Origin of the sequence: Nocardia gipuzkoensis (assembly GCF_021183645.1) — a bacterium.
In the GTDB taxonomy this organism is placed as follows: domain Bacteria; phylum Actinomycetota; class Actinomycetes; order Mycobacteriales; family Mycobacteriaceae; genus Nocardia; species Nocardia abscessus.
The window spans coordinates 8,040,352-8,058,143 of sequence record NZ_CP089225.1 but is presented as its reverse complement, the minus strand read 5'-3'; the positions used below and the strand labels follow the sequence as shown (position 1 = coordinate 8,058,143).

The window sequence follows — 17,792 nt, the reverse complement described above, 5'->3', positions numbered from 1 at the left end:
TGCCGGAGTCCGTCACCGCTTTCGTCGCCGCCGCGACCCGCGCCGCCGACGTGGTCGCCCGCGGCGGCACCGCGAGCCTGGACGCGTGGGAAGCCGCCCTGCGCGGCAGGCCCTTCGGAGTCGAACCCGTTTCCGAGGATTTCCTGGACGAACAACAGCACGCGGCGGACCTGCTGGCCGCTAACGGCTTGTTGCCGAGAACGGTCCGCGTCCGGGACGCGGTCCTGCCGTGGATCGGCGAGACGGTGACCGCTGGATCGGGCGTAGCGGTCTGATCGGAAAACAACGACGGGCCGGGGTGTCGCAGCGACGCCCCGGCCCGTCGCGCGTATACCGCGAAAGGTCAGCGCGGCGAAATGTCCGCCCGGCCGCCGTGTTTTTCGGTGGAGCGCAGCTCGAACCAATACGCTGCGACAACGGTGGCGTAACCGGCCACGACGGCCGTCGCTGTGACGATCAATAGGGTGATGAGCAGTGGAATCAAGAAAGCGGTGTGCATTGTGCCCTCCCGGTCACGGTGATCTCAGCGGAAGGTTCGGCGCCGCACTGCACCGACGTCATGTCAGTCCCTGCACTAAGTGAAATCGTAGAGGTCGCGGTCTCACCTGGCACGGTTGCGCGCTGTGAGTTGAATCATGCGCGCCCCGGTGTGTCGCCGGGAATACACCCGCGCCGTGCGGTCTAATTGATCTTGTCACGCGTTTTCCGGCAATACGCCACGGGACCGCCGGATCGGCGGCCGTGCGCGTCGCAGTGCCCGTGGCGCGCCGAAGTCCTCGGTAGCGCAGTTCTTTCTCTCGAATCTGTCTCCACCGTCATCTCGGCATGCGAAAAGGAGCCCGAACGTGAGCATGATTCTCGCCGCGCTGCACGACACCGTGATCGCGCAGCAGTTCGAAAATCCGACCGCGGAAGAGCCGCCGCTCGCGGACAAACTGATGCAGATGGGCCGCTACTTCACCTGGCTGGTCCAGCTGTCCGGGATCACGGCGATCACCTACGGCGGTGGCAGGTTCGCGTGGGAGAAATGGAACGGCGGCACACTGCAGTCGCCGAAGATGGTCGCCAGTGCGATGGCGGGCGGCGCGGTGGCGACGAGCGCGGGCACCATCATGAACGCGATCATCGGCTGACGCGCGGCCCGCACTCGTGCCGCACCGGCCCGACGGTTGTCCGTCGGGCCGGTTCTCGGATTCCATAGGCGGTCACGACTTCACCGCCGTGCGGCTGGCGTGGTCTCCGGGGCGGTGTGACTGCCCGCCGGTGGGAGGCCGGGCACTTCGAGCACGGCGCAGGCGGCCAGGTCGCGGGCCTCGAGTGGCGTCAATCGAGTTCCCGCGGTGTGGCTTTCGGTGAAAAAGCGGTCGCCGAGCGCTGTCCTGGCTAGGTTCGCCGGACGGTCGATATCGGGACGTTCGGCGGGGAGCAGCGCGATGCCGTTGATCTCGCGCACGGCGGCCGCGGCGCCCAGCAGGCGGGCGGCGGTGTCCGGCTCGCCCATTCCGGCCAGCGCCGAGGCGAGTGCGGCCAGGGCGAAGGCGGTGTCGCGTGGCGCGCCGATGCGCTGGGCGCCGTCGAACGCGTTCAGGTACAGGGCGAACGCGGCGGCGAAATCGTCGCGTCGTTCATGGATGTAGCCCAGCTCGACTTGGAGCATCGGCAGGAACAGCGGAGTCTCCGCACCCTCGGCGAGGGGGAGTGCGAGCAGTTCGCGCAGGATCCGCTCGGCGATCTCGGACCGGCCGTCGCGCCGCGCGGTGAACGCGAGCACAACCGCGGCGAACAACCGGCCCGGTTCGTATCCGTGCTCGGCCGCGATCCGCTGCGCCTGTTCACCGAGCGCGCGGGCCCGATCGAAGTCGGTGTTCTGCATGGCGATCCAGCCCATCCAGGACAGATGGGTGCACGCCTGCCCCCATAGCTCGAGCTCCTGCGCCAGGCCGAGTGCCTCGGCGTGTATGTCGGCGGCGGCGACCAGATCACCGGTGAGTTCGGCCAGCCCGCCCAGCCTTTCCGCGGCCTGGAGCCTGCCCCAGCGGTCGTCGAGTTCGGCGAACAGCCGTGCGGCCGTGCGCGCGTGCCGCTCCAGCGCTGCCAGGTCGACGCGATTGTGCGCGGCCTTGGCCAGCGCCACGTGTCCCGCGGCGACACCCCAGCGGTCGCCGAGTTCTTCGAAGACCGGAAGTGTCTTGCGTAGCAAGGACTCCGACTCGGTGACATCACCGGACTCCAGCGCGGACGATCCGAGGAAGAGCTCCGCGCGGGCCCGCCCCGCCGGATCGTCGACCGTGTCGTACAGCGCGAACACCGCGGCCCGCTCGGCCGCCCCGGCACCGAACTCGCCCTGCTGGAACGCGAATCCGACGCTCCACGCCAGGGCGCGGGCGCGGTGCGGCGGCGAACCGCCGAGCGCCAGCGCCGCGTCCAGCCAGCGGCGGGCCTCGCTCAGCCGGCCGCGCAACTGCCAGTACCAGGCGAGCGCGTTCACCAACCGCAGCGCTCGGTCGGCCGCACCCGCGCGGACGAAACCGTCCAGCGCCGCGCGCAGATTGGCCGTGTCCTCGTCGAGCCACCGCAACCAGCGCCGTTGGTCGGCGCCGTACAGCTCGGGTTCGGCGCGCTCGGCCAGCCGCAGGTGATACCGGTGGTGGGCCGAATGCGTCGCGTCGAACTCGCCCGCGTCGGCCAGCCGGTCGAGACCGAACGCGGCCACCGATTCCAGCAAGCGGTAGCGTCGCCCGGCCGTGTGCACCAGCGAGCGGTCGACCAGCCTTGCGATGACGTCGGCGACGACCGATTCGTCCACCGTCGCCGCGCCTTCGCCGGAGCACACCACCTCCGCGGCCGCGAGGGTGCATCCGCCCGTATGCATCGCGAGCCTGCGCAACACCGCCTGCTCGGTCGCGTCGAGCAGGCCCCAGCTCCAGTCGATCATCGCCGCCAGCGTCTGCTGCCGCGGCGGCACTCCGCGGTGCCCGGTGGCCAGCAGCTTGAACCGGTTGTCGAGCCGGGCGACGATCTCGTGCACGCCCAGCGCGCGCACACGGGTGGCGGCCAGTTCCAGCGCGAGCGGGATGCCGTCGAGCCTGCGGCACAGGGTGGCGACCGGCGCCGCGGTGTCGGCGTCGAGCACGAAATCGCGGGCGCCCGCCCGTGCTCGCGTCACGAACAGGCGCACCGCGCCCGTGCGGGCGATCTCGTCGAGCCCCGCGTCCCGGGCGGGCACCTCGAGCGGTTCCAGCGCGACGATGTCCTCACCGGGCAGCCGGAGCGGTTCGCGGCTGGTGGCCAGGATGTGCAGCCCCGGTGCCGCGCCGAGCAGCGATTCGGCCAGCTCGGCGGCTCGATCCACCACGTGCTCGCAGTTGTCCAGCACCAATAGCAGTTCCCGGTCGGACAATGCGTCGCTCAGCAGCCCGGTGATGTCGGCGCAGTCGGCGGCGCTGATGCCGAGCGCACCGGCCACGGCATCGGCGAGGAAGGACGTGCCGTCGGCCGAAGTCGGTTGCAGCGCGCCCAGCTCCACCAGCCAGCTACCGTGGGCGAACCGCTCGGTCAGCGCCGCCGCGGCGGCGAGCGACAAACGTGTCTTGCCCACCCCACCCGGTCCGGTCAGCGTGACCAGCCGGGCGGTGGCGACGGCGTCGCACAACTGCGCGAGGTCGGCATCGCGACCGATCAGCTCGGTGCGCTGCACCGGGACGTTCGAGGTGCGCCGCCGGGTGACCACGGTTTCCGGTGGCGGCGCCGCCAGCGGCAGATCCTGCTCGAGGATCGCGCGGTGCACCGCGGCCAGCTGCGGGCCCGGGTCGATGCCGAGTTCGTCATCGAGGCGCCTGCGCAGATCCTCGAAGCCGTCCAGCGCCTCGGCCTGCCTTCCCGCGCCGTACAGCGCGCGCAGGTGGGCCGCGCGCAGCCGCTCGCGCAGCGGATGGGCCGCCACGAACGCGGCGAGTTCTCCCGCGACCTCCCGGTATTCGCCCAGTGACAACCGAGCCTCGGCCAGCTCCTCCACCGCCACCAGACGCTGCTCCTCGAGCTGTGCGATGGCGGGTTGCGCGAAGGGGGCATCGCGGAAATCGGCGAACGCGGGGCCACGCCACACAGCGACCGCCGCCGTGAGAGCCCGGACCCGCTCGGCCGGCTCGGTCGCGGCGCGCGCGGACGCCATCAGTGCGCGAAACTCCTGCGCGTCGATGTCGGAGGTGGCCAGCCGATATCCCGGCGGCGGGGAGATCACCAGGTCGCGCCCGCCGGGTTCGGCGTCTTCGAGCGCCCTGCGCAGTTGCGAGGCTTTCGCGGCCAGCGTGCCCGCCGGATTGCCGGGCGGGTCGTCGGCCCAGATGTCGTCGACCAGCCGGTCGCCGGACACCGGCTGGCCGGGCGTGACCAGCAGGTCGGCGAGCAGCGCTCGGACCTTGGCGCCCGGAATCGGCACCACGGCACCCGCGTCCGTCCAGACCGTCAACGGACCCAGCACCCCGAAACGCATGGCAGCAGCCTAGGCGAGCGGTACGACAGGCGACCGCAAACAAATCGGAAGGTGGAGGGCGCACAGTGCGAACGCCGAACCCGAACTCCCGGAAAGAGTCGAGACATGAAACCCACCACCGCCAGTATGGCCGCGACGGTCCTGCTCACCTGTCCCAGGACAGGGCCGGAGGAGAAGACCTCGGCCGCTCCCGGCGTCCGCGCCGGCGGTGTCCTGGGCGACGCACCGGTGCGGGACGTGCGATGACCGGCCCGAATCCGGTACGGGTGGCGTTGATCGTGGGCAGCACGCGCACCGGCCGTTTCGGTCCCACGGTGGCGGACTGGTTCGCCGGGCGGATGGGCCGCCGCCGCGAGGTGGACCTGGACCGGATCGATCTCGCGACGGCCGCGTTGCCCGACCGTTTGACCGACCACGACGAGCCGGTGCCCCCCGCGGTCCGCGACCTCGGCGAACGGCTGGCGGCCGCGGACGCGTTCGTCGTGGTCACTCCGGAGTACAACCGCAGCTTCCCGGCGGCGGTGAAGAACGCCGTCGACTGGTTCGACGCGGAATGGGCCGCCAAGCCCGTCACGGTGGTGGGATACGGCGGCGACGCCGACGGCGGCCACGCCGCCGCCCAGTTGCGCCCGGTCTTCGGCGAGCTGAACGCGGTGCCCATCCGTCGCACCCTCACCATCACCAAGGCGTGGCAGCGCTACGCGAGCGACGGCAGCTGGCCGCGCCGCGACCCGGAACTGGACGAGGCTGTGGACGGTGTACTCGACCAGTTGCTGTGGTGGGCGGGCGCCCTGCGCGAGGCACGGGCGAAGACCCCGTTCGTGCGGTAGAAAGCATGCTCGGACGGTGTCCGTCCCGAAGGGACGGAGCAACCGTAAACAAACCGTAAGGCGGTACCAGCAGAGTCGTTCTCGGCAGCGACACCGGCCGGCAACCGCCGGACTCGACGAGAGGAAACACCATGGGCACCATCGCAGTTCACGAGTTCATCGCCCTCGACGGAGTGTACGAGGATCCGTCCTGGACCTTCGAGTACGGATTCGACCCGAAAATGGGGGAGACCCTCGGGGCGATCACGGCGGCGTCGAAGGCGATCCTGCTCGGCCGCATCACGTTCGAGATGTTCGCCCCGGCATGGTCGACCCGCACCGTGGCGGACGACCCGGGCGCGCCGTTCTTCAACGAAACGACGAAGTACGTCGTCGGCGCACGGGAGCCACAGGTGGAATGGGCCAACAGCACCCGCGTCGGCCCCTACGACCCGGACGTGATCCGCAAGCTCAAGGACGAGATCGACGGCACCATCTACATCAGCGGCAGCGGCACGCTGGTGCGGGCGCTGCTGGCCGACGGCCTGGTCGACGACCTGCACCTGTTCGTCTACCCGATCGCGCTCGGCAAGGGCAAGCGCCTGTGGAGCGACGGCGTCGACGCGACCAAGCTGGCGCTCAAAGAGCACGAGGTCTATGCCAACGGCGTCGTCCACCTCGACTACGGCCCGGCCAAGGCCTGATGACGCGCGGAAGGGCGGCCCGTTTCGGGCCGCCCTTCGCGATCCGGTGGTGCCGCCGCGCGGGCAGCGAAGCCGTCAGCGCCCTCCGGTGCAGTAACCCTCGGGGGTGTACTGGCAGGGGCGCTCGTTGCGTCCACGGTATCCGCCGTGATTGCTGCTGCGACTGCGCTCTCCCACGCCGGAACCACGCTTGTCGGCCGGGTTGTGCGAGTACCGGTCCGCTGTCGTGGTCACGAACGATTCCGGCGCGGCGACGGACGCTGCCGTCACGACCGCCCCACCGATCAGCGCCGAAGCCACCACTCGACGCACCGTTACGCGCTTCCTTGTGTTCTCCATGAGATTCATCCCGTCGATTAACGTGCCGTCATATAACGATACATTGATCGGTGACCCAACGCACTTGTTTGTTCCCAGTGTTGGGGGCGATGGTCGATAGAGGGCCTGATCACGTGGCCGAAGGCTCGGGTTGCGTCGGACGGTGCGGGAGATTCGCACCCTGTTCAACGTGCCGTTCGCCAGGTCACGAGGTGCTGTCGCAACGCTTGTGGGCGGGCGAGAGCCCGTGGTCGGCGCGTCGCGACCGTGGCGCGCGGCCGCCACCTGGCGCACTACTCGCCGTCGGAGCCGATCACGGCTGCGCCACGCCCAAGTCGCGGACTCGGCGCTTGTGGTTCCAGCGGCCCGGGTCCGCTTCCAAGGCCGAGCGGTCCCAGTGGCCGAGTGTCGCGGCGGCCGCGTACGTCGTCTCGAGGAACTCGAGTAGTGCCGATTCGGGCGCTCCGGCGGTGCGAACTGCCTCGTACGGCAGGAGGAACTGCCGCAATTCCGTGCTGTAGAAGGCTTCTCGCGGACCGACGTGGTACTCGGGGAAGCCGTCCGGCTCCGGATACGCGTAGGCATAGAAGGCGCCTTCCGCGCCGCCGCCCGGCCAGAAACCGCAGCTGCTCAGTTCGTGCGAGTAGCCCTCGACCATGACCCAGTCGCCACAGTTGGGGGCGCCGCCCGGGTGCCGCGGAGCGGCCCGCCCGGAGAATCTGGTGCACGCCAGATCCATCGCGCCCCAGAAGAAGTGCACCGGGCTCACTTTGCCGAGGAAACCCGATCGGAACCGGTGCATCACGCGATCGGCGGCGATCAGTTGCCGCCAGAACAAGGTGGCGGCCGCGGCGTCATAGGAGCGGTGCTCGTAGTCCTCGGCGAACGGTACGGAGGGCTCGACCTCATTGGGTCTGCCCTGGATGTGCACCGGAATGCCGAGTTCGCCGAGCGCGTCGACGGTTTCGCCGTAGAAAGCCGCCACCGGCTTGGGTTCGAGCGCGACCTGACGAGTGCGGCCATCGCTGGAGCGGATGTGCAGCCGGTGGTCGAGGAAGTCGAACTCGATATCGAAGCACCCCGTCTCGTGCGGAATGGCGGAGGTGGTCAGTCCCCTCGGGCTGACGTAGAACGTCACCTGCCACCAGTGGTTGACCAGCGGAGCGCGGGAGAGTCTGATCTTGCCGACGATCTGTGTCCACATGTGCAGCGTCTCGCGCGTAGGAGTCCAGCTATCGACGCGCAAGGCGGGCCACGGTTCGGGGGCGGCATCGGGGCCTGTCATTGCTGCACCTCCGTTCTTGCCGGGAATTCTCGGTGCGACGCCGCGCAGGCGCCCGGCGAGTCGCAGCGCAGCGTTCCTGCACGCTCAAACTACCCGGTGAACAGATGCTCGGAAGCCCTAATGCACGGTAAATAGCAATCTGCTGGCAAATTCACCGGCGGGAATCCCGAGGAGGTCGATGGACCGGCGCGCGGATGGTCCCACGCCCGGCGTGTGAGGCCTCAGTGTCGGCGTGGCCAACTCTCCTGCGCAGACCCCGTGCTCGCCAGCGGCAGTGCGGCCCCCTCGTCGGCCGCCCGGGCGGCCGTACGGCGGGAATTCGGATCCCACACCATGGCCGCGGCCGCACCGCCGAGCAGAACCAGGATGATGGCAACAATTGCCACCCACAGCAGTACCACGGCTACTTCTCCAGTCATTCCCGTCCGCTCCATATTGCACTTTATTCTCTGGCGGACAATTACTTTCGTGCTTGCGAGCATTCTTTACACGCGGGGCTACCAGCGCGAATCGACACGCGGATTCTGTGGTGTGCCAGCGCAGCGGCTCTCGGAGTTTGGGATACGTCTGGTAACGCATAATGTCGCGACCGGACGGCGGCAGGAAGCCCGGATGTCGATGCCCGAGATCGAGGATCTGATCGGAGGATCGGTGCGGGGAAATCGCGCTGCGGATGGGGCGGCGTCCTTCGGCCTGTCCGGCGGATTCCGCCCGCCGCCCGATGCATTGGAGTCGGACCCACTCGAAACTCGCTGGGCACGCGCGATTTCGAAAGCGCACAGCACGAGCCTGCCGTCGGCGACCGTGGTCCCGGCCATGTCGAGGACGGCGAGGTCGATCGTCGTCCGGCGTGGTCGATCCTCAGAGTCCGAGCAGGTCGGCGGTTTCCTCACCGAGGACGGGGCCGAAGGTCATGCCGCGGCCGCCGGGGCCGGTGATCACCCAGACGTGGCGGTCGGCCCGGGTGCGGGTGACCGGGACATCGCGGTCGACGCTCTGGCTGTACACGCCCGCCCAGCGCCGTGTGATCGGCGGCAGTTCGCGGCCCAGCAACTCCTCGGCGACGGCGGTGAGATGTTCGTACGGGGCCTCGTCGACGTCGAATGCGAACGGCTCGGTGTACTCGTGGGTGTCGCCGATGGTCACACCGCCGTGCAGGCGCTGCACGCACAGCAGTTGCATCTTGTGCACGGCGGCCGTCGCTGCCTGCGACTGTTCCCGGTTCAGCAGGTCCACCTCGGGCCCCGCGAAGCCGGGATAGTAGCGGAAACTGTCGCCATCGGCGACGGCCGTGGTGAGCGGTTCACCGAGCGGGGCGGTCTGCATCATCTGCAGCCGGACCCGCCGCACCGGGAGCGTTCCGGCCAGTTCCCTGGCCAGGCCGGTGTGCGCCGCGCCGGGGCAGACGAGCACGAGATCGGCGTCGAAGACGCGGTTCCGGTCGTCGCGCACCTGCGCGCCGGAACCGGTGTCGGTGACCGCCCTGGCCTCGGTGCCGGAATGGAAGGTGTAGCGGTCGCTCGCGGTGAGGTAGGCGCGCAGTGCGGGCGGCGCCTGCCGTGACTCGACCACGGCGTCGGTCGAACAATGCAGTCCGGCAAGGAATTTGCCGCGCAGCGCGGGATTGACGGCGCGAACGCGCTCGGGGTCGAGCAGTTCGAACCCGCGCGCCGCGGCCTCGGGACTCGCCGCCGCGGCCTCGGCCACCGCGAGTTCCTCCGGGGTGCGCACCAGGGTGAGCGAGCCCGCCGGCCGGAATCCGACGCCGGGCACCTTCCCGCCGATCTCCTCCCACAGCAACCGCGAACGCAGGGCGAGGTCGAGTTCCGCGGCCGACCGCCCGGACACCCGGATCAGGCCGAAATTGCGCACGGTCGCCCCGCGGGCTTCCGGTTCCCGTTCCAGCTGCACGACTTCGTGTCCGCGGCGGATCGCGGCCAAGGCGTGGGCGGTGCCGAGGATGCCGCCGCCGATGATCACCAATCGCATGGTTCAAGGATGAACAATGGTCCGGACCGATCAATGGTTCTCGTGCAAACGGAAGGTTAACCTCCTGGTGGACGGGCGGATCCGGCGACAAGGCCGGGGCACGGTGGTGTCCCGGCCGCAGATGGTCCAGCCGCTGTCGTCGCGCTCGTATACCGGAGCGGCGCTGAGCCCGGGACGGGTGCCCACGCGCACGGCGAGCCCATCGAACGCGTCCGCTCGCTGTACCGCGGCGGCCGGATAGCCTTCGAAGCCCGTCTGGGCCAATCACTGCCGGGCTGTCGAGCGATCGACGTACCTCGGTCGCGGTCCCGTTGCGCGCGAGGGAACTTTGCTGTGACCTGCGGTTATGGGCCATGCCACAACTGGCGAGAACCGGGCAGCTCCAGGGCTTTATGGTCGGCCGTTCATGTCCTGGGCGACCGCACTCGAGTTGACGCTTTGAGAGACTGAAACTTAAGGTCTCTCATGTCCTCAGGGGGCGCTGGAGGGTGCCCACATTATGACCCGGAAAGTGTTGTATGACAACGGAATTCGTGGTTCTCGAGCAAACCCGGCGGTACCTCGGCAGAGCGCGGGCGCAGCTGGGCAGCCTGCTCGGTGGGTTGGTGGAGCATCGCTCCGAGGGAGCGCGCCTGTGGACCACCGACGGACGCGAATTCCTGAACTGCGGTGGTTACGGCGTCTTCCTGCTGGGAGCCCGCCACCCGCGGGTAGTCGACGCGGTGACCGAGCAGCTGGGCCGTCATCCGGTCGGTACCCGCGGCCTGCTCGAATCCGCGGCGGCGGGCGCGGCGGCGGCATTGGCCGAGGTCGCCCCGGCCGGACTGACCAAGGTGTACTTCGCGGGCGCGGGCACCGAGGCCACCGAGGCGGCGCTGAAGATGGCCGCGATCCAGGGACGGACCCGGCTGATCGGGGCGGCGGGCGGCTACCACGGCAAGACCCTCGGGTCGCTGTCGCTGACCGCCAACGACACCTACCAGGGACCGTTCCGCGCCCTGCTGCACGGAGCGTCCCGGGTGCCCTACGGCGACGCGGCCGCACTGGACGCAGCGCTGGGCTCCGACGGTTCGGACGCCTGCGTGGTGCTCGAACCGATCCAGGGCGAAGGCGGGGTGATCGTGCCACCCGCCGGATACCTGGCGCAGGCGCAGCGGCTGTGCCGCGACGGGGGTGCGATGCTGGTCCTCGACGAGATCATGACCGGACTCGGCCGGACCGGCACCTGGTGGCGCGGCGAGGTCGAGCAGATCACCCCCGACGTGCTGCTCGTCGGCAGGGATCTGTCCGAACGCCACACCGGCGACCGCGACGGCGTCTCCGTGCGCGCGGGCGGTCAGGCGATGGCGTTCGAGGAGATCAACGCCGCCGCCTCCCGCGACCTCGTGCTCGCCGAGGGGATCGCGGTGCCGTTGACCTTCCTGCTGCTGGTGTTGTTCTTGCGCAGCGTCATCGCCGCCGCCGTGCCGGTGGTGGTCGGCGTGCTCGCGATCGTCGGCACGACCGGCGTGCTGTACCTGCTCACGTTCCTGACCGAGTTGTCGGTCTTCGCGCTGAACATCACCACCGCGCTCGGTCTGGCGCTGGCGATCGACTACTCGCTGTTGCTGATCGGCCGCTACCGGGAGGAGATCAGTCGTGGCCTGCCGCACGAGCAGGCCCTCTCCTCGGCCATGCGGCACGGCGGCCGCGCGGTCGTGTTCTCCGGTGTCATCGTCGGTACCGCGTTGATCGGACTGTGGGTGTTCCCGATGGCCTTCCTGCGGTCGATCGGCTACGCGGGTGTCGCGGTCGTTGTGCTGTCCATCGTGCTGGCGATCACCTGTGTGCCCGCCCTGCTGGCCCTGTTCGGACCGCGCATGAACCGCAAACCGCAACGCGAGGCCGCCCCCGCCGAGACCACTCGGCTCTACCACCTCGCGCGCGCGGTGCAGCGGCGTCCGCTGCTGGCCGCGCTGCCGGTCCTGGCGGTGCTGCTGCTGGCCGGCTCCCCAGTCCTCGATCTGCGGGTCGGTCTGCCCGACGACCGGGTGCTGTCCACCGATGCTCAGTCCCGGGCGGTCGGCGACCGTATCCGAGACGCGTTCGACCAGAACATCACCGGCACCGTGCACATCGTCGTCACCGGCGCGCCGGCCGAGCTGCTCGCCGACTACGCCGCGCGCTTGTCGCGGGTTCCCGACGTCACCGCCGTCACCGCCACCGCGGGGGTCTACGCGGCGGGATCGTCGGCAGGCCCGGCCACCGGAGCCTTCGGGTCCGACGGCTCCGCGCACCTGACCATCGCGACGGCACTGAACCCGTATTCCGACGTGGGCCGTGCCCAACTCGACGCGCTGCGCGCCGTGGAGGCGCCCGCCGACGTCCTCGTCGGCGGACTGGCGCAGCGGACGGCCGACACCTCGGCCGGTATCTCCCGCGGCTTCGTGATCGCGTTGCTGTGGATCGTGGTGACCACGGTCATCCTGCTGTTCCTGCTCACCGGCGGCATCCTGTTGCCGATGAAAGCGCTTGTCCTGAACACCCTTTCGCTGTCCGCCACGTTCGGGGCGCTGGTGTGGGTCTTCCAGGAGGGTCATCTCGCGGGTCTGGGCACGACGGCTACCGGCTACACCGTCGCCACCGTCCCCGTGCTGCTGTTCTGCGTCGCCTTCGGCTTGTCCATGGACTACGAGGTGTTCCTGCTGTCGCGCTTCACCGAGGAATGGGAACGCTCCCCGCGTGCCCGCGGCGACGTCGACACCGCCGTAGCCGTGGGCTCGGCCCGCTCCGGTCGCGTCGTCACCGCCGCCGCCCTGCTCATGGCCGTGGTCTTCGTCGGCATCGCCACCAGCGAAGTCTCGATCATGCGCGCCCTGGGCGTCGGCCTGGCACTGGCCGTGGTCCTCGATGCCGTCCTGGTCCGCACCATCCTCGTTCCCGCCGCCATGCGGATAGCGGGGATCGCCAACTGGTGGACCCCGCGGTGGCTGGCCCCGGTCGTTGCCCGGGCGAGGCTGCGCGAATGAAGAGCGCTCCGGTGGAACGCGATTCCCTGCTCGGCCGCTATCTCGGCGACCGGCGTTTCGCCTTGACCTTGCCCCGCGCGGTCGGGTTGCAGATCCTGCACCCGTCCGTCGCGGCGGCCATCGTCGCGCATGCGCCCAGCAGCTTGTGGGCGCACAAGAAGCGGACGGTGTCGCGGATGATCTACCTCGCGTACACGCTGTGCGATCCGCATCCGGCGATCCTGTACGGGCACGGGCTCGTGCACGGCGTCGACAGCCGGGGCAAACGCTACAGCGGCCTGACGCCCGAGCTGTTCTTCTTCCAGCACGCGACCTACGTCGACACCCTGTACGCGGCCATCGAAACCTTCGATCGCCCCTTGAGTCTCGACGAGAAGAAGACGCTGTACGCCGAATGCTGTGAGTGGTATCGGCGGTACGGAATCTCGGCGCGGCATATGCCGCGGACATGGGCGGACTTCAACGATTACCTGAAGGCGGTGTGCGCCACCGACCTCGCCGTCACCCCCGACAGCGGCAAACTAGCGCCGGAGCTGTTGCGACCCGACGCCTGGGTCCCCCGGGCGCTACCCGACTTCGCGGTGCGGACGTTGCTGCACGAGCGAACTCGGGAGCTTCTGCGGATCCCTTTGCAGCCCGCGGACCGGGCGGCGACGGCCGCTTACGCGAATGTCGTGAAGACCGGCATGCGCGCAATGACGTCGCGGGCCCGCTTGGTGCCCGCGGCGCGGGCCTGACGAGACCCCACGCGACGGACGCCGTCAGCGCTGACCGTCGTCGGCCCGATGCACCTTCCGTGCGGCGAGGATCAGCGGGATCTGCAGCGGAAGCCGCAGTAGGGCGACTGCTTTCAGGGGGGCCGGAATCCGGTCGTCGCGCAGCCAGTCGACCGCCATCTGGATGTTGGCCGGGAATACCGCCAGGAACAACCAAGCGGCCGAGCGCCCGCCCCATCGCCGCGTTCTCGGTGTCACCAGCGCGGCGGCCACGACGAGTTCGGCCACGCCGGAGCCGTGCGTGTACAGCCGAGGCCGGCCGGGCAGCTGTGCGGGGATCACCGAGTCGAACGGTCGTGGTGCGAGGAAGTGCAAAATCCCCACGCCGAACAGCAGCGCGGCCAGCCGCCGCGCCGTTGATGCCGCACTGCGTCCGCCTGCGTCGACGCGCTCCAGCGATGTGGTCACTTCGTTGCCTTCCCGCAGAGTAAGCGATAGGCGTGCGCATTCGCTATCGAATGTAGGGTAACTTATTCGGAAGAATACGCAAACGCGGCTGCTGAGCTGTCGCTGGTCGTCGCGGGTGGGTGCGATGAAGTACCGGGATCATATCCCGCGGAGGCTGCAACTCACTCCATCGGCGCAGCCGTCTGATAGTGTGAATAGTCATTAACATAAGACGTAGCCCCCCGGCTGCTGGTCGGCAGTGCCGCTGCCGGTCTGAACGACAGGGGCGGGTGTCGGGTCGTTCGTCGGCCCGCGCAATTCGGGCGCAGTCGGCGAGGGATGTCGTGGCGGACGACGTTCCCGTCCTTTGTATGCACAGCGCAGTGAGTCGAGATGGTGATCCCGCACAACGTTCGACATATCCATATCGAATCCGGTGCACTCGTCTTGGACTACCGGGCGTGTGCCGAACAGGCCGCGAGTGTGGCCGAGGTCTTGGCGGGCAGTCATCCGGAGCTCATCGTCACGATCGATGACAACGTCGACGTCGGGTTGCCCGCGCTGCCTTGCGGCGACCTGTGGGATTGAGGATGTGAGCAGCGCCAACGGATTGACGGCAGATGTCATCAGTCTTAATGTGATGGCACTTGCCATCACTTCGGAAGGCGGCGTTCGCCATGGTCCTGTTCAACCCGAAGACCGAAACGTTCGAGGAGTTCGATCCCGCCACGCGGGCTCGGTTGCGTTCGGTGGTCGACTTCTTCGAGAAGAAGGGCAAGCGGGCGCTCACCGGCGACGCGCAGCGCGCCGAGTGGTACGAGGACTGGATGGAGTTCCTCGCCGAGAGCCGCATCCTCGCCTACATGGCGACACCGCGGTCGAGCGCGGGCGAAGACCCGGACAAGCGCTGGGACACCGCGTTCATTTCCCGGTTCAACGAGATCACCGGCTTCTACGGACCGCAGTACTGGTACGCCTGGGGCGTTTCCACGCTCGGTCTCGCCACCATCTGGCAGAGCGCCAACGGCAAGGCGCACCTGCGCGCCGCCGAGGAGCTCGACCGCGGGGGAATCATCGGTTTCGGGCTGTCGGAGAAGGATCACGGCGCCGACATCTACGCCACCGATATGCTGCTCACCCCCGACGGGGCGGGTGGGTTCACCGCTACCGGAAGCAAGTACTACATCGGCAACGGCAACGTGGCCCGGATCGTGCCGACCATCGGCAGGCGCACCGACCTCGAAGGTCCCGACGCGTACGTCTGGTTCGTCGCCGACAGCGAGCACCCGAACTACCGGCTGGTGAAGAACGTCATCCACGGCCAGAACTTCGTCAGTGCCTATGACCTGGTGGACTATCCCGTATCGGCCGACGACGTGCTGCACGTGGGCCGCAAGGCTTTCGACGCCGCGCTCGCCGCGGTCAACTGCGGCAAGTTCAACATCGGCATGGTCGCGCTGGGCATCACCGAGCACTGTTTCTACGAGACGATCAACCACGCCTCCGCCAAGATCCTGTTCGGGCATCCGGTCACCGACTTCGCACAGGTGCGGCAGATTCTGTCCGACAGCTATGTGCGCATGAACGCCATGCGCCTCTACCACGAACGGGCGATCGATTACATGCGCTGCTCGACGCCGGAGGATCGCCGCTTCGTGATGTTCAACTCCATCGGCAAGATGAAGGTCACCCGCGAGGCCGAGCGGGTGTTCCGTGAGCTCTCGGATGTCATCTCCGCCAAGGGGTTCGAGAAGGACACCTACTTCGCGATGGCGCGCGGCACCATCGACTCCATGCCCCGGCTGGAGGGCACCGCCCACGTGAATATGGCGCTCACGCTGAAATTCATGCCGAACTTTCTCTTCCATCCGGCAGAACTGCCCGCGGTTCCGGTGCGACGGGATCCGGGCGACGACGAGTCGCTGTTCCGGCAGCCGGGCGCGGCCGGACTGAGCAAGGTTCGCTTCGCCGACTGGCGGCCCGCGTACGCGCCCTACCGGCACCTGCCGAACGTGGCGCTGTTCGTCGAGCAGGCCGAGCAGTTCACCCAGTTCCCGGTGCAGGCGCCGCCGACCGCGGCGCAGTTGGAGGATCTGGACTATCAACTGGCGGTAGGGGAGTTGTTCACGCTGCTGCCCTATGGGCAGCTCATCCTGGAGCAAGCCGAGATCACCGGGACGTCCGACGACCTCGTGGATTCGATCTTCGAGGTGTTCGTCCGGGACTTCTCCGCGTACGCGCTGGCGGTGTTCTCGAAGGCTTCCTCCACCCCTGCTCAGCAGAACTGGGCCCGGAATGCGCTGCGCAAACCGCTCGTCGACCAGCAGCGAACCGCGCGGCTGCACGACGAGGTGCTGAGCTACGCCGGCACGTTCGAGATGAACCCCTAGCCCAGGCTCTGGATCGCTAGAGAATACCGACCAACATGGTGAGATCGGACGCGATCTCGCAGCTTTCTATGCGCTGCTCACATCAGACAAGTCAGAACTGATTCGCTCGCAGGGGTTCCATATTTGGAAGAATTGCGACTAACATAGCGGCTCGGTCCCCTTGGGTAGGCGGTGCGGGCGGACACCTGCGGTACGGCAGGTGTCCCAGCCCGCGGCGGCGCGGGATCGGAGCGAAAGGATGCATCGACGCATGCTCAAGAAACTCGACCGAATACTCGGTTACGAGATGAAGGTTTCCGAGTTCCTCGGCACCCTCATCATCATCGGCGTTCCGTATGGGCTGATCGGGGTGATCTGGACCCTCACCCACACCGGTCACCTGCGCGGCATGCACGGCCTCGACCTGGTCGTATCGTTCCTGGGCTCGATCGTGTGCTGGCCGGTGCTCACCTTCTCGAATGTGTGCATGACCTGATGATGGCTCTGGTGTGGCTCATCGACGTCCTGGTGATCGTGGTCAAGATCCTCGGTGGGCAGATGAAGGTCAATCCCGTTCTCCGCTTCGGGCTCTGGGTGGCTGTGCTCAGTCTTCTGGCGGCCGGTTGCGTGGTGCTCGTTGCCCTCGTGGTGCTGCTGCAACGCTGGCTGGAAGGCATCGCCTAGCCGCTCCGGCGACTCGTCGCCCTCGATCGAGACGAAGAATACCTAGTTGCTCGGCCGCCGGCGGCGGACGGGAAATCGGAAAGGAACGGCCACCGGTGACTGCCTCGCTGCGAACACCAGCCGACGAGCGACCGCCACGAGAACCGGGCGAGCTCGAGAAGATCATCGACAGCGCCTCGGGATTGTGGCGGCGCCACCCGCAGCGCTCGCTGGAAACGCTGGGCCGGCAAGTCACTCTGGGCCGCGAAGCGATTGTGCAACTGTTCGTCTCGCTGGTCCGGGGAAGGTTTCCCTACCAGGAGTTCATCAAGCAGTGCGCGTTCATGGCCAACGTGTCGGCGGCGCCCACGGTGTTCGTGGCCATTCCGATCGCCGTCGTGGTGTCCATTCAGGTCGGCGCTCTGGTGAACCAGGTCGGTGCGACGACGTTCATCGGCGCGGTCGCGGGATTGGGCATCATCCGGCAAGGCGCGCCGCTGGTGTCGGCGTTGATGGTCGCCGGTGCGGTCGGTTCGGCGATCTGCGCCGATCTGGGGTCGCGAACCATCCGGGAAGAGATCGACGCGATGATGGTGATGGGCGTCGACCCGGTCCGCCGCCTGGTCGCGCCCCGTCTCGCGGCCGCGGTGCTGGTGAGCGTATTGCTCTGCGGATTCGTCGTTTTCGTCGGCTTCGCGACCGCGTACATGTTCAACGTGTACGCCCAGTCCGGGACACCCGGCTCGTTCATCAGCTCGTTCGCGTCCTTCGCGGTGGCGAACGATTTGATCATCGCCTTGGTCAAGGCCGCGATCTTCGGGGTGCTGACCGCGGTGATCGCCTGTGACATCGGCTTGCACGCGCACGGCGGCCCAGGCGGTGTCGCGAACGCGGTGAACTCGGCGGTGGTCAGCTCCGCGCTGATGTTGTTCGCCACCAACATCATCCTGACCCAGCTGTACAACACGCTGTTCCCCGCGAAAGTAGTGTGA

Annotated in this window: 18 protein-coding genes and 2 pseudogenes; 13 read left to right on the top strand and 7 right to left on the bottom strand. The window is 68.3% G+C overall.

Annotation, left to right across the window (positions count from 1 at the left end; all coding sequences use genetic code 11):
- Positions 1-26: 26 nt before the first annotated feature.
- A pseudogene (locus tag LTT66_RS36725) lies at positions 27-275 on the top strand (ABC transporter substrate-binding protein); the annotation flags it as partial.
- 68 nt (positions 276-343) lie between these two features.
- Here the strand turns inward: LTT66_RS36725 and LTT66_RS36720 are convergent.
- Positions 344-499, bottom strand: coding sequence for a hypothetical protein (locus LTT66_RS36720; RefSeq protein WP_233063036.1), 156 nt, complete (start codon positions 497-499; stop codon positions 344-346).
- Positions 500-851: 352 nt separating this feature from the next.
- Here LTT66_RS36720 and LTT66_RS36715 point away from each other — a divergent pair, with 352 nt between their 5' ends.
- Positions 852-1,133, top strand: coding sequence for a hypothetical protein (locus LTT66_RS36715; protein WP_181721668.1), 282 nt, complete (start codon positions 852-854; stop codon positions 1,131-1,133).
- A gap of 80 nt (positions 1,134-1,213) precedes the next feature.
- Here the strand turns inward: LTT66_RS36715 and LTT66_RS36710 are convergent, their stop codons facing one another.
- Positions 1,214-4,492, bottom strand: coding sequence for a BTAD domain-containing putative transcriptional regulator (locus LTT66_RS36710; RefSeq protein ID WP_233063035.1), 3,279 nt, complete (start codon positions 4,490-4,492; stop codon positions 1,214-1,216).
- A gap of 105 nt (positions 4,493-4,597) precedes the next feature.
- Between LTT66_RS36710 and LTT66_RS36705 the strand changes: the two genes are divergently transcribed.
- The 3 genes from LTT66_RS36705 to LTT66_RS36695 all read left to right on the top strand — a co-directional run bounded on the left by LTT66_RS36705 (position 4,598) and on the right by LTT66_RS36695 (position 6,005).
- Positions 4,598-4,738, top strand: coding sequence for a hypothetical protein (locus LTT66_RS36705; RefSeq protein WP_233063034.1), 141 nt, complete (start codon positions 4,598-4,600; stop codon positions 4,736-4,738).
- Positions 4,735-5,322 carry an NADPH-dependent FMN reductase gene (locus tag LTT66_RS36700; RefSeq protein ID WP_233063033.1) on the top strand — a complete coding sequence of 196 codons (588 nt, stop codon included), beginning with the start codon at positions 4,735-4,737 and terminating at the stop codon, positions 5,320-5,322. Before LTT66_RS36705 ends, LTT66_RS36700 begins: the two co-directional genes overlap by 4 nt.
- 131 nt (positions 5,323-5,453) lie before the next feature.
- On the top strand, positions 5,454-6,005 hold the full coding sequence (locus LTT66_RS36695) for a dihydrofolate reductase family protein (RefSeq protein ID WP_233063032.1): 552 nt from the start codon (positions 5,454-5,456) through the stop codon (positions 6,003-6,005).
- A 75-nt stretch (positions 6,006-6,080) separates the two neighbouring features.
- Here the strand turns inward: LTT66_RS36695 and LTT66_RS36690 are convergent, their stop codons facing one another.
- The 4 genes from LTT66_RS36690 to LTT66_RS36675 form a co-directional block, all read right to left on the bottom strand.
- Positions 6,081-6,317, bottom strand: coding sequence for a hypothetical protein (locus LTT66_RS36690; RefSeq protein WP_195067893.1), 237 nt, complete (start codon positions 6,315-6,317; stop codon positions 6,081-6,083).
- Between the two features lie 319 nt (positions 6,318-6,636).
- On the bottom strand, positions 6,637-7,608 hold the full coding sequence (locus tag LTT66_RS36685) for a DUF5996 family protein (RefSeq protein ID WP_233063031.1): 972 nt from the start codon (positions 7,606-7,608) through the stop codon (positions 6,637-6,639).
- 221 nt (positions 7,609-7,829) lie between these two features.
- Complete coding sequence (locus LTT66_RS36680; protein WP_233063030.1) at positions 7,830-8,027, bottom strand: hypothetical protein; 198 nt, start codon at positions 8,025-8,027, stop codon at positions 7,830-7,832.
- Between the two features lie 442 nt (positions 8,028-8,469).
- On the bottom strand, positions 8,470-9,597 hold the full coding sequence (locus tag LTT66_RS36675) for a TIGR03364 family FAD-dependent oxidoreductase (RefSeq protein ID WP_233063029.1): 1,128 nt from the start codon (positions 9,595-9,597) through the stop codon (positions 8,470-8,472).
- A gap of 61 nt (positions 9,598-9,658) precedes the next feature.
- Between LTT66_RS36675 and LTT66_RS36670 the strand changes: the two are divergent.
- From LTT66_RS36670 to LTT66_RS36660, 3 genes and pseudogenes are all read left to right on the top strand, one after another.
- A pseudogene (locus LTT66_RS36670) lies at positions 9,659-9,787 on the top strand (GntR family transcriptional regulator); the annotation flags it as partial.
- A gap of 328 nt (positions 9,788-10,115) precedes the next feature.
- A complete protein-coding gene (locus LTT66_RS36665; RefSeq protein ID WP_233063028.1) occupies positions 10,116-12,605 on the top strand; it encodes an aminotransferase class III-fold pyridoxal phosphate-dependent enzyme in 2,490 nt (829 codons plus the stop codon).
- On the top strand, positions 12,602-13,342 hold the full coding sequence (locus tag LTT66_RS36660; RefSeq protein ID WP_233063027.1) for an oxygenase MpaB family protein: 741 nt from the start codon (positions 12,602-12,604) through the stop codon (positions 13,340-13,342). The genes LTT66_RS36665 and LTT66_RS36660 overlap by 4 nt, the downstream gene beginning before the upstream one ends.
- 24 nt (positions 13,343-13,366) lie before the next feature.
- Here LTT66_RS36660 and LTT66_RS36655 read toward each other — a convergent pair whose 3' ends face one another.
- Positions 13,367-13,789: a DoxX family protein gene (locus LTT66_RS36655; RefSeq protein WP_233063026.1), complete on the bottom strand. Its 423-nt coding sequence runs from the start codon at positions 13,787-13,789 to the stop codon at positions 13,367-13,369.
- 372 nt (positions 13,790-14,161) lie between these two features.
- On the opposite strand from LTT66_RS36655, the gene LTT66_RS36650 reads away from it, so the two are divergent.
- The 5 genes from LTT66_RS36650 to LTT66_RS36630 all read left to right on the top strand — a co-directional run bounded on the left by LTT66_RS36650 (position 14,162) and on the right by LTT66_RS36630 (position 17,792).
- Positions 14,162-14,356, top strand: coding sequence for a hypothetical protein (locus LTT66_RS36650; protein ID WP_233063025.1), 195 nt, complete (start codon positions 14,162-14,164; stop codon positions 14,354-14,356).
- A gap of 89 nt (positions 14,357-14,445) precedes the next feature.
- Complete coding sequence (locus tag LTT66_RS36645) at positions 14,446-16,158, top strand: acyl-CoA dehydrogenase family protein (protein WP_233069520.1); 1,713 nt, start codon at positions 14,446-14,448, stop codon at positions 16,156-16,158.
- Positions 16,159-16,408: 250 nt separating this feature from the next.
- Complete coding sequence (locus LTT66_RS36640; protein WP_233063024.1) at positions 16,409-16,633, top strand: hypothetical protein; 225 nt, start codon at positions 16,409-16,411, stop codon at positions 16,631-16,633.
- Positions 16,633-16,821 (top strand): hypothetical protein, encoded by a 189-nt coding sequence (locus tag LTT66_RS36635; protein ID WP_233063023.1) that lies wholly within the window; start codon positions 16,633-16,635, stop codon positions 16,819-16,821. Before LTT66_RS36640 ends, LTT66_RS36635 begins: the two co-directional genes overlap by 1 nt.
- Before the next feature lie 95 nt (positions 16,822-16,916).
- Positions 16,917-17,792 carry an MlaE family ABC transporter permease gene (locus LTT66_RS36630; protein ID WP_372478696.1) on the top strand — a complete coding sequence of 292 codons (876 nt, stop codon included), beginning with the start codon at positions 16,917-16,919 and terminating at the stop codon, positions 17,790-17,792.

Coding starts and splice junctions, on each gene's coding strand:
- LTT66_RS36720 (WP_233063036.1), bottom strand. CDS start 499: ATGCACACCGCTTTCTTGATTCCACTGCTCATCACCCTATTGATCGTC.
- LTT66_RS36715 (WP_181721668.1), top strand. CDS start 852: ATGATTCTCGCCGCGCTGCACGACACCGTGATCGCGCAGCAGTTCGAA.
- LTT66_RS36710 (WP_233063035.1), bottom strand. CDS start 4,492: ATGCGTTTCGGGGTGCTGGGTCCGTTGACGGTCTGGACGGACGCGGGT.
- LTT66_RS36705 (WP_233063034.1), top strand. CDS start 4,598: ATGAAACCCACCACCGCCAGTATGGCCGCGACGGTCCTGCTCACCTGT.
- LTT66_RS36700 (WP_233063033.1), top strand. CDS start 4,735: ATGACCGGCCCGAATCCGGTACGGGTGGCGTTGATCGTGGGCAGCACG.
- LTT66_RS36695 (WP_233063032.1), top strand. CDS start 5,454: ATGGGCACCATCGCAGTTCACGAGTTCATCGCCCTCGACGGAGTGTAC.
- LTT66_RS36685 (WP_233063031.1), bottom strand. CDS start 7,608: ATGACAGGCCCCGATGCCGCCCCCGAACCGTGGCCCGCCTTGCGCGTC.
- LTT66_RS36680 (WP_233063030.1), bottom strand. CDS start 8,027: ATGACTGGAGAAGTAGCCGTGGTACTGCTGTGGGTGGCAATTGTTGCC.
- LTT66_RS36675 (WP_233063029.1), bottom strand. CDS start 9,597: ATGCGATTGGTGATCATCGGCGGCGGCATCCTCGGCACCGCCCACGCC.
- LTT66_RS36665 (WP_233063028.1), top strand. CDS start 10,116: ATGACAACGGAATTCGTGGTTCTCGAGCAAACCCGGCGGTACCTCGGC.
- LTT66_RS36660 (WP_233063027.1), top strand. CDS start 12,602: ATGAAGAGCGCTCCGGTGGAACGCGATTCCCTGCTCGGCCGCTATCTC.
- LTT66_RS36650 (WP_233063025.1), top strand. CDS start 14,162: ATGGTGATCCCGCACAACGTTCGACATATCCATATCGAATCCGGTGCA.
- LTT66_RS36645 (WP_233069520.1), top strand. CDS start 14,446: ATGGTCCTGTTCAACCCGAAGACCGAAACGTTCGAGGAGTTCGATCCC.
- LTT66_RS36640 (WP_233063024.1), top strand. CDS start 16,409: ATGCTCAAGAAACTCGACCGAATACTCGGTTACGAGATGAAGGTTTCC.
- LTT66_RS36635 (WP_233063023.1), top strand. CDS start 16,633: ATGATGGCTCTGGTGTGGCTCATCGACGTCCTGGTGATCGTGGTCAAG.